9 protein-coding genes are annotated in these 13,367 nt (G+C 72.9%); 4 read left to right on the top strand and 5 right to left on the bottom strand.

The genetic code is table 11. The annotated features are described in order from the left end of the window. Nucleotides 1-123 precede the first annotated feature (123 nt). On the bottom strand, nucleotides 124-630 hold the full coding sequence (locus tag ACZ60W_RS27770) for a MarR family winged helix-turn-helix transcriptional regulator (RefSeq protein ID WP_469758107.1): 507 nt from the start codon (nucleotides 628-630) through the stop codon (nucleotides 124-126). A 132-nt stretch (nucleotides 631-762) separates the two neighbouring features. Between ACZ60W_RS27770 and ACZ60W_RS27765 the strand changes: the two genes are divergently transcribed. The 4 genes from ACZ60W_RS27765 to alc are packed head-to-tail and all read left to right on the top strand — an operon-like array spanning nucleotide 763 to nucleotide 4,853. Next, nucleotides 763-1,737, top strand: coding sequence for an EamA family transporter (locus tag ACZ60W_RS27765; RefSeq protein WP_469758106.1), 975 nt, complete (start codon nucleotides 763-765; stop codon nucleotides 1,735-1,737). Nucleotides 1,738-1,742: 5 nt separating this feature from the next. Then, entirely contained in the window at nucleotides 1,743-2,726 is a 984-nt protein-coding gene (locus tag ACZ60W_RS27760) for a DMT family transporter (protein WP_469758105.1), read from the top strand. Between the two features lie 10 nt (nucleotides 2,727-2,736). Then, complete coding sequence (locus ACZ60W_RS27755; RefSeq protein ID WP_469758104.1) at nucleotides 2,737-3,663, top strand: LysR family transcriptional regulator; 927 nt, start codon at nucleotides 2,737-2,739, stop codon at nucleotides 3,661-3,663. Nucleotides 3,664-3,722: 59 nt separating this feature from the next. Then, entirely contained in the window at nucleotides 3,723-4,853 is a 1,131-nt protein-coding gene (gene alc, locus ACZ60W_RS27750) for an allantoicase (RefSeq protein WP_469758103.1), read from the top strand. A gap of 53 nt (nucleotides 4,854-4,906) precedes the next feature. Here alc and pepN read toward each other — a convergent pair whose 3' ends face one another. From pepN to ACZ60W_RS27730, 4 genes are all read right to left on the bottom strand, one after another. Next, nucleotides 4,907-7,480: an aminopeptidase N gene (gene pepN, locus ACZ60W_RS27745; RefSeq protein WP_469758102.1), complete on the bottom strand. Its 2,574-nt coding sequence runs from the start codon at nucleotides 7,478-7,480 to the stop codon at nucleotides 4,907-4,909. A 52-nt stretch (nucleotides 7,481-7,532) separates the two neighbouring features. Further along, on the bottom strand, nucleotides 7,533-8,717 hold the full coding sequence (locus tag ACZ60W_RS27740; protein WP_469758101.1) for a TerD family protein: 1,185 nt from the start codon (nucleotides 8,715-8,717) through the stop codon (nucleotides 7,533-7,535). A 91-nt stretch (nucleotides 8,718-8,808) separates the two neighbouring features. After that, nucleotides 8,809-9,825 (bottom strand): aspartate-semialdehyde dehydrogenase, encoded by a 1,017-nt coding sequence (locus ACZ60W_RS27735; RefSeq protein ID WP_469758100.1) that lies wholly within the window; start codon nucleotides 9,823-9,825, stop codon nucleotides 8,809-8,811. Nucleotides 9,826-9,989: 164 nt separating this feature from the next. Beyond that, complete coding sequence (locus tag ACZ60W_RS27730) at nucleotides 9,990-13,310, bottom strand: S8 family serine peptidase (protein WP_469758099.1); 3,321 nt, start codon at nucleotides 13,308-13,310, stop codon at nucleotides 9,990-9,992. Nucleotides 13,311-13,367 lie beyond the last annotated feature (57 nt).

Below are 13,367 nucleotides of genomic sequence, written 5' to 3'. Positions count from 1 at the left end.
GGGGCAACGACCAGGGAATGGCACCCCGCTCCACCGCCCTCGCGTGCGTCCGGACCTCCCGGGGCCCGTCCGGAGGGCCCCGCCCGGCCCGCGGGCCGGGCGGCGCCGCTCCCCGGACATCCCCTACGCGGTCGAGGCGAGCAGCTTGCGCAGCAGCCCGGCCAGCTGGTCCGCCTCCTCCGGGGTGAGCGCGGCCTCCAGGGCGGCCCGCTGCTCCCCGAGGCCGGCCTCCACCGCCTGGTCCACCAGTTCCCGGCCGTGCTCGCTGAGGGTGACCCGCAGCCCGCGCCGGTCGTTCGGGTCGGGGCTGCGGGTGAGCAGTCCGGCCTTCTCCAGCTTGTCGAGGCGGCCCGTCATCCCGCCCGTGGTGATCATCAGGGTGGCGGTCAGCTGGCGCGGCGAGAGCGTGTACGGCTCCCCGGACCGGCGCAGCGTGGCGAGCACGTCGAACTCCCCGAGCGCCATGCCGTACGGCGCGTACGCCTTGTCCACCCGGCCGCGCATGGCGTTGGCCAGCCGGTAGACGCGGCCGAAGACGGTCATGGGGACGGTGTCCAGGTCGGGGCGCACGGCCGCCCACTGATCGGCGATGGCGTCGACGGCGTCGTGGCCGGGGGGCTGGGTCTTCATGGCCCCAGTCTCCTCTCTTTCCGGTCGATGGCAAGAAAGCCACTTGCAAGCAAGTAGCTTAGTGCTAAGTTAATTACTGCCAAGCCAGTCCGGCCGTCCGGTCCGGACCCCGCCGCAAGGGGGAGAACCGTCATGTCCCGCAAGGCCGCCGTCACCGCGCTCACCGCACTCGCCCCGATCTCCTGGGGCTCCACCTACTTCGTCACCACGGAGTTCCTGCCGCCCGACCGGCCGCTCTTCACCAGCCTGATGCGCGCCCTGCCCGCCGGACTCCTGCTCCTCGCCCTCACCCGCAAGCTGCCTCGGGGCGCCTGGTGGGGCAAGGCGGCGGTCCTCGGGGCCCTGAACATCGGCGCCTTCTTCCCCCTGCTCTTCCTCGCCGCCTACCGGCTCCCCGGCGGGGTGGCCGCCGTCGTCGGCTCCGTCGGCCCGCTCTTCGTCGTCGGCCTCGCCGCCCTCTTCCTGGGCGACAAGCCCACCGTGAAGGCGCTGGTCACCGCCGTCGCCGCCGCCTTCGGCGTCAGCCTGGTGGTACTCAAGGCCGGTGCGGCCCTCGACGCGGTCGGCGTCCTCGCCGGACTGCTCTCGTCGCTGTCCATGTCGGCCGGCATCGTCCTCACCAAGCGCTGGGGCCGCCCCGAGGGCGTCGGCGCCCTCGCGCTCACCGGCTGGCAGCTCACCGCGGGCGGCCTGGTCATCCTGCCCCTGGCCTTCCTCGTCGAGGGCGCCCCGCCGGCCCTGACCGGCACGAACCTGGCCGGCTACGCCTACCTCGCCTTCGGCAACACCGCGATCTCCTACTTCCTCTGGTTCCGCGGCATCGAGCGGCTGAGTGCCTCCTCGGCCACCCTCCTCGGCCCGCTCTCCCCGGTCACCGCGGCGATCATCGGCTGGGCCGCGCTCGGCCAGGCCCTCGGTCCGGTGCAGGTCGCCGGCATGCTGATCGCCGTCGGGGCCACCGTGGCGGGCCAGCTGAACCCCAGGGCGCCCAAGCCGGCCGGGGCGCCGAGGGGGCCGGCGGCCGTACGGGCCACAACGTTCAGTCCTGCTGAAAAGAACGGTCAGGAACTTTCGATGGACCTGGAGGTTTCGGTGGTGCGACGGTAGGCGGCATGACCCCGACCCCCGCCTCGGCCACCGCCCGCCGCCCGACCCCCGCCTTCCGCCCGACCCCCGCCACCACGACCCCCACCACCGCCACCGAGAGGCCGGCGCCCGCGAGGAAGCTCGCACCGGGCGCCGGCCTCGGCGTGCTCCTCGCCCTGCTCGCCACCGTCGTCTGGTCCGGCAGCTTCGTCGCCACCCGGGACATGGCCGACACCGTGCCGCCCGTCCAGGCCGTCTTCTGGCGCTGGGTCATCGCGCTGGCCGCCGTCGCGCCGTTCACCGTCCGCCCGTTCCTGCGGCAGTGGCGGACGCTCCGCCGCCACCTCGGCTTCGTCGCCCTGGCCGCGCTCCTCGGCGTCACCCTCTACAACACCCTCGTGCACCAGGCCGGACTGACCACCTCCGCCGGCCACATGGGCATGATCATGGCCGCCTCCCCGGTGCTCATGGCGGTGTACGCCCGGCTCGGCGGCGAACGCCTCGGCGCCCGCCGCGTCCTCGGGATGCTGACCGCCGCCCTGGGCGTCCTCCTCCTCGTCGGCGACGGCTCGCCCTCGGCGGACCTCTCCGCCGGCGACCTCTGGATGTTCGCCGCCGCCCTCTCCTTCGCCTCCTACAGCGCGCTGCTCAAGCGCAAGCCCGCCGAGATCGACCCGCGCGCCTTCCTCTTCGCCACCTTCCTGATCGGCGCGCTCCTGCTCGCGCCCGCCCAGGCCGTCTCGCTCGCCGTCCAGGGCGGCTTCGCCGTCGGCGTCCCCACCGTCGGCCCCCTGCTGTACGTCGGGGTCCTCTCCTCCGCCGTCGCCTTCTTCGCCTGGAACAAGGCGATCGCCCTGATCGGCGCCGCCCGCGCCGGCGTCGTCTACTACCTCCAGCCCGTCTGCGTCGCCCTCCTGTCGTACGCGCTCCTCGGCGAACGCCTCGGCGCCCTCGGGCTCGCCTGCATGGCGCTCATCCTCGGCGGGGTGGCCCTGAGCTCCGCCCGGTAGGTTGCGGCCCATGACCGAGTGGGACATCAAGAAGCTGCAGATCCTCCGCACCCTGCGCGACCGCGGCACCGTCACCGCGACCGCCGAGGCCCTGCTCATGACCCCCTCGGCCGTCTCGCAGCAACTCACCAACCTCGCCAAGCAGCTCGGCGTGCGGCTCCTGGAGGCCCAGGGGCGCCGGGTCCGCCTCACCGACGCCGCCCACCTCGTGCTCCGGCACGCCGAGGTCGTCTTCGCCCAGCTGGAGCGCGCCGACGCCGAACTCGACGGCTATCTGCGGGGCGAGGCCGGCCAGGTGCGGGTGGCGGCCTTCTCCACCTCGGTGCCCGCCCTCGTCGTCCCCGCCGTGCGCCGGCTGCGCACCGACCACCCCGGGCTCGACGTCCGCGTCCGGGAGGCCGAGGCGGCGGAGGCGTACGAGCTGCTCGCGGCCGGCCAGGTCGGCCTGGCGCTCTCCCTCGCCGCCCACGCCCCCTCCGTGCGGGACCCCAAGTTCACCCGGGTGCCGCTCCTCGCCGACCCGCTCGACGTGGCCCTGCCCGCCGGCCACCCGCTCGCCGACGCGCCCGGCCTGCGGCTCGCCGACCTCGCCGCCGAACCGTGGATCTTCGGCGGCTCGGGCCCCTGGTCCGAGATCACCACCGCCGCCTGCGAGGCCGCCGGCTTCGTCCCCGAACAGGCGCACAGCGCCTCCGGCTGGACGGCGATCCTCGCCATGGTCGAGGCCGGCCTGGGCATCGCCCTCGTGCCGCGGATGGCCTCGGCCGAACGCCGCGCCGGCGCGGGGGTCGTCATGCGCGTCCTCTCCGCCGACCAGCCGCGCCGCCACGTCGTCGCCGCCGTGCGGCGCGGGGCCGAGGAGGGACCGGCGGTGGCCCGGGTCCTCGCCGCGCTCCGGCACGCGGCGGCCGGCCGCGAGACCGTTCGGAAGAACTGAACAGATCCGTCGAAAACATTCGATGGACCCCGGTCGCCGGACGGCGGGAAGCTCGTTCCATGAGCCTCGACGCGCACACCGACCCGCACGCCAACGACGCCGCCCCCTACACCGGCGGCGACCCGTACGCCGACTACCGCTCCGGCGACTTCCCGTTCGCCGAGCTGGTCGACCTCGCCGACCGCCGTCTCGGCGGCGGGGTGGTGGCCGCCAACGACGAGTTCTTCGCCGAGCGGGAGAACCTGCTCGTCCGCGAGCCGGCCGTCTTCGACCCCGAGCGCTTCGGCCACAAGGGCAAGATCATGGACGGCTGGGAGACCCGCCGCCGACGCGGCGCCGACGCCGACCACGTCTTCCCCGCCCCCGAGGACCACGACTGGGCGATCGTCCGCCTCGGCGCCCCCGGGGTCATCCGCGGCGTCGTCGTCGACACCGCCCACTTCCGCGGCAACTACCCGCAGCGGATCAGCCTCCAGGCCACGGCCGTGGAGGGCTCGCCCGGCCCGGCCGAACTCCTCGACGCGAAGTGGGAGGAGCTCGTGGCGCCCACCCCCGTCCGGGGCCACGCCGCCAACGGCTTCACGATCGACGCCGGACGCCGCTTCACCCACGTCCGCCTCTGCCAGCACCCCGACGGCGGCGTCGCCCGCCTCCGCGTCCACGGCGAGGTCGTGCCCGACCCCGAGTGGCTGGAGCTGCTCGGCACCCTCGACCTGGTCTCCGTGCTCAACGGCGGCATCTGCGAGGACGCGTCGGACCGCTTCTACTCCTCGCCCACCCAGATCATCCTGCCCGGCACCTCCCGCAAGATGGACGACGGCTGGGAGAACCGCCGCCGCCGGGTCCGCGACACCCACGACTGGGTCCGCTTCCGGCTCGCCGCCCAGGGCGCCGTCCGCGCCGTCGAGATCGACACCGCCTACCTCAAGGGCAACTCGGCCGGCTGGATCGCCCTGCACGGCTGCAACGGCGACCCCTCCGCGGGCGCGGAGTGGTCCGAGATCATCCCCCGGACCCGGCTCCAGCCCGACGCCCTGCACCGCTTCAAGCTGCCCGCCCGGGCCGTCGTCACCCACGTCCGCCTCGACGCCTTCCCGGACGGCGGAGTCGCCCGGATGCGGCTGCACGGCACCCTCACGGAGCAGGGCGCGGCCGACCTGCGCGCCCGGTACACGGCCCTCGGCGGCTGACCCGGGGTACGGGAAAGGGGCCCCGGACGAGTCCGGAGCCCCCGCCGTCCGTGCTACGCGGCGGCCGCGTCCGCCGCCTGCGCCTTCAGGGCGCGCTCGACGCCCGCGCGGCACTCGGTCACCATGCGCCGCAGCGCCGGGACCGGGTCGTGCTCCGCGATCCACGCGTCCGTGGCGTCCAGGGTCGCCTGGGAGACCTGGAACGTCGGGTAGAGACCGGTCACGATCTGCTGGATCATCTCGTGGCTGCGGGAGTCCGCGACGCCCTTGATCGACGCGAAGTACTTCGCCGTGTACGGGGCGAGCAGCTCGCGCTGGTCGGGCTGGACGAAGCCGCCGATGACGGCCTCCTGCACGGCGTTCGCCAGTTTGTCGTCCTCGACGACCGAGGCCCACGCCTCCGCCTTCGCCGCCTCCGTCGGACGGGCCGCGCGCGCGGTCGCCGCGTGCCGCTCGCCGGCCGCGGTGCGGTCGCGCTCCAGCTCGGCGGCGATCTCCGCCTCGTCGAAGCGGCCGGTCGCCGCGAGGCGCTGCACGAACGCCCAGCGCAGCTCGGTGTCGACGGCCAGGCCCTCGACGACCACGGAGCCGTCGAGCAGCCCGGCGAGCACGTCGAGCTCCGCGGCCTCGCGGGCGGTCGCCGCGAAGGCCCGTGCCCACGCGAGCTGGTGGTCGCTGCCGCCGGCGGCAGCGCGCAGCTGCTCCTGGGCGAAGGCGCCCCAGCGCGCCAGGCCCGTGGCCCGCCACTCCGGCGCCGCGTACAGCTCCAGCGCCGCCTTGACCTGGCCCTGGAGCGACTGGACCACGCCGATGTCGGACTCCTTGGTGATGCCCGAGAGCACCAGGTCCAGGTAGTCGCGGGTGGCCATCTCGCCGTCGCGGGTCATGTCCCAGGCCGAGGCCCAGCACAGGGCGCGCGGCAGGGACTCGGCGAAGTCGCCGAGGTGCTCGGTGACGTGGGCGAGCGACACCGCGTCGAGACGGACCTTCGCGTACGACAGGTCGTCGTCGTTGAGGAGGACGACCGCCGGACGGGCCTTGCCCACCAGCTGCGGCACGGCGGTCAGCCCGGCCGCGTCGATGTCCAGCTCCAGGCGGTCGGTGCGGACCAGCTTGCCGGCCGCGTCCAGGTCGTAGAAGCCGATCGCGATGCGGTGCGGGCGCAGGACCGCCTCGCCCTTGGCGCCGACGGGCAGCGCCGGGGCCTCCTGGCGGACGGCGAAGGCGGTGATGGCGCCGCTCTCGTCGGTCTCGATCTCCGGGCGGAGGATGTTGATGCCGGCGGTCTCCAGCCACGCCTTCGACCAGGTCTTCAGGTCGCGGCCGGAGGTCTCCTCCAGCGCGCCGAGGAGGTCGGACAGGCGCGTGTTGCCGAAGGCGTGCGCCTGGAAGTACGCCTGGACGCCCTTGAAGAACTCGTCCTGGCCGACGTAGGCGACGAGCTGCTTCAGGACGCTCGCGCCCTTGGCGTACGTGATCCCGTCGAAGTTGACGAGCACGTCCTCCAGGTCGTTGATCTCGGCCATGATCGGGTGCGTCGACGGCAGCTGGTCCTGGCGGTAGGCCCAGGTCTTCTCCGCGTTGGCGAAGGTCGTCCAGGCGTGCGGCCAGCGGGTGCCCGCCACGGACGCCTGGCAGGCGACCGAGGTGTAGGTGGCGAACGACTCGTTCAGCCACAGGTCGTTCCACCACTCCATGGTCACGAGGTCGCCGAACCACATGTGGGCGAGCTCGTGCAGGATCGTCTCGGCACGCCGCTCGTACGCCGCGTCCGTCACCTTCGAGCGGAAGACGTACTGGTCGCGGATGGTGACCGCGCCCGCGTTCTCCATCGCGCCCGCGTTGAACTCCGGCACGAACAGCTGGTCGTACTTGGCGAACGGGTAGTCGTACGCGAACTTCTCCTGGAACCAGTCGAAGCCCTGGCGGGTGACGTCGAAGATGTGCTCCGCGTCCAGGAACTCGGCCAGCGACGGACGGCAGTAGATGCCCAGCGGGACGGTCTGGCCGTCCTTCTCGTACGAGGAGTGCACCGCGTGGTACGGGCCCACGATCAGCGCGGTGATGTACGACGAGATGCGCGGCGTCGGCTCGAAGACCCAGACGTCGTCCTTCGGCTCCGGCGTCGGCGAGTTGGAGATGACCTTCCACCCGGCCGGGGCCTTCACGGTGAACTGGAAGGTCGCCTTCAGGTCGGGCTGCTCGAACGAGGCGAAGACCCGCCGCGCGTCCGGCACCTCGAACTGGGTGTACAGATAGGCCTGGTCGTCGACCGGGTCGACGAAGCGGTGCAGACCCTCACCGGTGTTGGTGTACGCGCAGTCGGCGACGACCTTGAGCTCGTTGCGGCCCTCGGCCAGGTGGGCCAGCGCGATCCGCGAGTCGCGGAAGACGGCGGCCACGTCCAGCGAGCGGCCGTTCAGCACGGCCTCGTGGACGGCGGGGGCGACGAGGTCGATGAAGGTGGAGGCACCGGCCTCGGCGGAATCGAAGCGGACGGTGGTGACGGACCGGTAGGTGCCGCCCTCCTGCGCACCGGAGAGGTCGAGTTCGACCTCGTACGCGTCCACGGACAGCAGCGCCGCCCGCTGCTGAGCCTCTTCACGGGTCAGGTTTGTGCCAGGCACCCGGTCAACTCCTCGGTTTCGTGACGTTTGGCCCATCCTTCCACGGGGTGCCTCAGCGGCGCACCGCGCATTTCCAAGGGCCGTCGCCGCTGATCCGCAGCAGTCCGGGACCGGGCACCGGGGCGCCGACCCGGACCTCCCCGATCTCGTTCACCAGCAGGTCCTGCTCCTCGTCGTCGTAGAGCGGGTCCCGCGGAGGGGTGTGCTGGTGGACGGTGAAGTTCGACTCCCCGTGGTGCTGGAAGTCGAGCACCCCGCCCGGTCCGTCGTAGATCACCAGATCGTGGGCGAGTCCCTCGATGTGGCTGTCGAACCGGCGGGCGTGGGAGAGCGGCAGCACCCGCAGCGTCCAGGGGGCGTCGGCCTCCACCCGCAGCGACAGCGGGCGGGCGCGCGGCACCAGCGCGACCGTCCGGGCGCGCACGTCGTCCTCGTACGCCATGAGCAGGAACTCCTCGGCCCGCCCGTACGCGTCGCACGCCTCGACGGTGGTCGACAGCGAGTGGTACGACTCGATCTCCAGGAGCACCCAGTGCCCCGCCGGCAGGCCCGGGTCGCAGTGCACGGTCTCCTTCCCGCGCCCCTGGTACACGGCCGGCCGGAAGGTGCCCCCGTACGGGTCGGCGACCGGGACCGGCGGCGCCGCGGGCGCGGGCGGCGGGGGCGGCGGGACGTAGCCGGGGCCCGGGATGGGCGGCGGCGGTGACTCCACCACGATGCCGAAGTCCGTCGCGAGGCCGGCCAGCCCCGAGGCGTACCCCTGGCCGACGGCGCGGAAGCGCCAGCCGCCGGAGCGCCGGTAGAACTCGCCGAAGACGAACGCCGTCTCCGTCGTCGCGTCCCCGATCGCGCAGTACGCCACCGGGTTCCCGGCCGCGTCCGTGACCCGCACGTCGAGCGCCGGCACCTGACCGAAGGCACCGCCGTCGGCGGAGGCGGCGATGACCAGCCGCCCCACGTCCGGCTCCACGCGCGCGAGGTCCAGCCACAGCCAGTCCGCCGCCGGGCTGCCCGCCTCGCCGGGGGCCGACTTCCCCAGGTGCCGCACCGCGCCCGAGGGATGCTCCGCGTGGTTGTAGAAGACCAGGTCCGCGTCGCCCCGGACCCGCTCCCCGGCCCCCAGGAGCAGCGCCGACACGTCCACGTCGGGCACCCCGTACCCGGTCCGCCAGCTCACCGCGACGTGCAGGGCCTGCGGGGGCACCGGGACGTGCGCACCCTTGGGTATCTGGGTCATGGAGGCACTCTGGCACGCCCGGGCACGACGGAGGGGCGGCTCCCCGCAACGGGAAGCCGCCCCTCCGAAAGCCCTGGAGGCGTCCTGTCGGTCAGCCGCGGAGCTCGGCGGCGACGAGCTCCGCGATCTGCACCGCGTTCAGCGCCGCGCCCTTGCGCAGGTTGTCGTTGGAGAGGAACAGCGCGAGGCCGTTGTCGACGGTCTCGTCCACGCGGATCCGGCCCACGTAGGAGGCGTCCTTGCCGGCCGCCTGGAGCGGGGTCGGGATCTCGGAGAGCACGACGCCCTCGGCGTCCTTCAGCAGCTCGTAGGCGCGCTCGACGCCGATCGGCCGCTCGAAGCGCACGTTGACCTGGAGCGAGTGGCCCGAGAAGACCGGGACGCGGACGCAGGTGCCGGAGACCTTGAGCTCCGGGATCTCCAGGATCTTGCGGGACTCGTGGCGGAGCTTCTGCTCCTCGTCGGTCTCGAAGGAGCCGTCGTCGACGATCGAGCCGGCCAGCGGGACCACGTTGAAGGCGATCGGACGCTTGTAGACGGCGGGCTCGGGGAACGCGACGGCCTCGCCGTCGAAGGCCAGCTGGTCGGCGTTCTCGGCCACGGCGCACGCCTGCGTGCGCAGCTCGGCGACGCCGGCCACGCCCGAGCCGGAGACGGCCTGGTAGGTGGTGGCGATCAGCGCGGTGAGGCCGGCCTCCTGGTGGAGCGGCTTGAGGACCGGCATGGCGGCCATCGTGGTGCAGTTCGGGTTCGCGATGATGCCCTTGGGGCGGTCCTTGATCGCGTGCGGGTTGACCTCGGAGACGACCAGCGGGACCTCGGGGTCGCGGCGCCAGGCGGAGGAGTTGTCGATCACGACGGCGCCCTGGGAGGCGACCTTCTCGGCCAGGGCCTTGGAGGTGGCGCCGCCGGCGGAGAAGAGCACGATGTCCAGGCCGGTGTAGTCGGCGGTGGAGGCGTCCTCGACGGTCACGCCGTCGACGACGGAACCGGCGGAGCGCGCGGAGGCGAACAGCCGCAGCTCGTCCACCGGGAAGTTCCGCTCGGCCAGGATCTTCCGCATGACTGTGCCGACCTGACCGGTGGCTCCGACGATTCCGACCTTCACGGGGACTCCTCCGTACGTATGTGCAGGGTGCTGCCGGTCCATGATGCGTATGTCCCGGGGCGCCTTGTCCAATCCATTGTCCAAGGGCCGGGACGCGAAGGGGGGGGGGGGAGGGGGGGGGGGGGGCCCCCGCCCCCCCCCCCCCCCCCCTCACTCGTACGGTGCTACGGGGTGACGGCGCCGATCAGGACGCTGCCGGTGCCCGCGACGGTGCCGCGGGCGTTCAGGAGCTGGACCTCGCCGAAGAACTGACGTCCCTCGGGAGCCGCACCGGCGACGACGACCTCGGCCGAGACCGGGGCGGAGGCGCCGTTGGCCAGGGTGACCGGCTTGGAGCCGTCCACCTTCACGGTGCCGAGCGCGGACGAGTAGTACACGTCCTTGTAGTCGTACGTGGTGCCGCCCGCGGCCTGGACCGAGTAGCCGTCGATGACGACGGTGTACGTGCCGGCGGCCGGCTTCACGAGGGAGACGGCCTCCTCCGAGTCGCCGTCCGCGGCCTGGCCGACCTGCTTGCCGTCCAGCAGGACGGTGAGGTCGAGGTCGGCGGCCTTGTCCGAGGTGTTGCCGATGGCGATGTCGAGCCGCTCCACGCCCTCACCGATGGTGACGGTCCTGGTCTGCTGCTCGTGGTGCTGGATGGTCGGCGTCTCGCTCTTCTGCGAGCCGAGCGAGCCGCCCTTGAGCGTGCCCGAGAGGGCCGCGAAGCGGTTCGTGACCGTCCACTGCACGGCCGCCGGGGTGCCGATCTTCGCCTCCGGAACCGTCTGCACGGCCGGGTCGAAGTCGGCGCCGAGGGCGGTGACGTTCAGCTTGTACGGGTTGTCCAGGTCCGGCGACGTGCGACGGGCCTCGACCTCGACCTCCCAGACGCCGGGCGTCGGGTTCGCGTAGGACCGCAGGTCCGGGCGGCAGGTGTTGGCGGGGTTGTAGTGCGGGTAGCACTGCGTGGTGGCGCTGTCCTCGACGGCCACGCCGTACGGGTGGACGGAGATGAACCGGGTCTGGCTCTTCTCCTTCAGACCGCCGAGCGCGACCTCCAGCGTCTTGGTGCCCTCGGGCACGGTGACGAAGTAGGAGGTGCTGCTGTTGCGCTGCACCGAGCCGGTGGCGGTGAGGCCGTAGCCGGGGGCGGCCAGGTCGGTGGAGACGATCGAGGTGGCGAGGATCTGCTTGTCGACGCCCTCGGTGCGCTCGTCGTCGGCCTCCAGGATGACGCTGTGCGCACCGGCGGTGGCGGCGCGGGCCTGGAGCCTGACGGTGACCGGCTTGTTCAGCGGCAGGTCGATCTCGTCGTCGCCGAGGATGCGGAAGGTGCCGTCGTTGTACTTGAGGTCCAGCTCGTGCTCGATGGGCCGGTTCGGGCCGCTCGTGCGCGTGAGGGTGACGTCGTAGGTCCGCTTCTCGCCGACCTTGAGGCCGCCCTCGCGGTCGTACACGCCGGTGCCGGTGTGCGGGGCCGGGAAGATGACGGTGTCGACCGGGGCCTCGACCTTGTAGTCGTGCGCGGTCGCGCCGTCCTTGATCGACTCCCAGGCCTCCTCGATGTCCATGAGGCCGGCGCCCTGCTCGTGCGCCGCCACACCGGGGATGCGCTTCGCGGTCGAGGTGAGCGCGGTCCGCAGGGTGAGCGGGGAGAGCGCGAGGCCCTTCTGCTTCGCGGCCGAGATCAGCAGCGCGCTCGCGCCCGCCGCCTGCGGCGAGGACATCGAGGTGCCGTTGAGCATGCCGTAGCCGGCGGGCAGCTGGTAGCCGGACTCGGGCACGCCGGCGCCCGGCAGCCAGGTCGGGATGGTGTTCACGGCGGAGCCGGGAGCGGTGAGGGTCGGGGTGAAGCCGCCGTCCTCACGCGGGCCGCGCGAGGAGAAGGGGAACATGGCGTACTTCTTCTCGACGGCGGAGCCGTAGTTGGCGGCCCAGGTCTCCTTGGAGACCGCGGCGCCGACCGAGATGACCTTGTCGGCCAGGCCGGGGTCGCCGATCGTGTTGATGCCGGGGCCCTCGTTGCCGGCCGAGATGACCAGCTGGACGCCGTACTGGTCGATCAGACGGGTGTAGAGGCGCGAGCGGACGTTGTCGCCGTCGTTCTGCTGCGGCAGGCCGCCGATCGACATGTTGACGATGTCGACGCCGCGGTTGACGACGAGGTCCGTCATGCCCTCGGTGAGGGCGGTGTTGGTGCAGCCGCCGGACCAGGTGCACGCGCGCGAGGAGACGATCTTCGCTCCGGGGGCGGCGCCGCTCATCTTCCCGCCGAAGAGGCCGTGGGCGGCGGTGATGCCGGCCACGTGGGTGCCGTGCGAGGACTCGACGAGACCGATGTTGACGAAGTCCCGCTTCTGGCCGACCCAGGTCCCGCCGAGCGGGTCCATCGGGACGTCCTTGCGGATCTCCACGACGAACGGGGTCTTCTCGACGACCTCGGTGGCCGGGTCGTCGGTGCCGAAGTAGCCGACCTGGAACCCGTCCTTGTACGCCTTCATCGGCGCGTTGTCCGTGAAGTCGTTGTTCTGGTCGGTGTCCACGCGGACGGTGCCGGCGGCCGGGTCGTACAGCATGCCGAAGACGTCGGTGGTGTCGCCGTCCCGGTTGATGTCGCCCTTCGGGTCGCCGCCCGCCGTGACCGACTCGGTGAAGCGGCTGAACTGGTACGAGCCGGCCGGGGCCGTCCAGCTCTGCGAGGAGGCGGTGAAGACGGGGCCGGCGACCGGGGTGACCTGGGCGCGCCAGGTGGCGTCGCCCTCGGTCAGCGGGTCGGTGGCGGTGACCCAGTCGACGATCTTGCGCTCGCCGGTCGTGGTCTTCTGCAGGGCCGGGTGGGCGAGGTCCACGCCGGAGTCCAGGATGCCGATGGTCACGCCGCGGCCGTCGGCCTTCGGGTGCTCCTTGACGAAGTCGACCGCGCCCGTCTCGTGCGACGGGTTGTAGGGGTTCTTCGCCGGGGTGCTCCGGCCCGGGGCCGGGTACGTCCTGGCGACGGTGGTGCCGGCGACGGCACCCGTCGCGGCGCCCGCGTCCGGGGTCGGGTCGTCCAGGGGGATCTCGGCCTGGAGGTCGATCGACTGGACGGAGGAGAGCTGCGTGGCGGCCTTGATCGCCGCGGCGGCCTTGGCGGTCGGCAGGGTGGCGCGGACGTAGCCGAGCGCGTCCTGCTGCTTGCCGACGGAGGCACCGGGGACCGCGTCGAGCTGGCCGGCGACCTGCTCGGTGGCGCCGGGCACGGTGGCGACGAGGACGGTGACGTTCTTCTCGCCGCCGGCCTGGGCCTCGGTGAGGCGCTGGGCGTCGATGGCGCCGAGCTTGTCGGCGGGGTTCGAGGCCTTGACCGGGGGAGTGGTCTCCGGGGCGTCGGCGGCGAGCACGGGGGCCGCGCCGGTCGCGACCAGCGCGGCGACGAGACCGGCGGCGGCGGCGATGCGCGCCGCACGTCTGCGCCCGTGCGTCGAGCTGCCGGGTATGGAGCTCCGAGTTTCGGGGGTGGTCATCTACATCCCTGTTTGTGAAAGGAGAGGGTCCGGATTTCGGTGCCGGATGACCGCTCA

This window comes from Streptomyces sp. NPDC104202 (genome assembly GCF_055584185.1).
The sequence above is the reverse complement of the archived record's forward strand: the minus strand, read 5'-3'. Positions and strand labels throughout refer to the sequence as shown.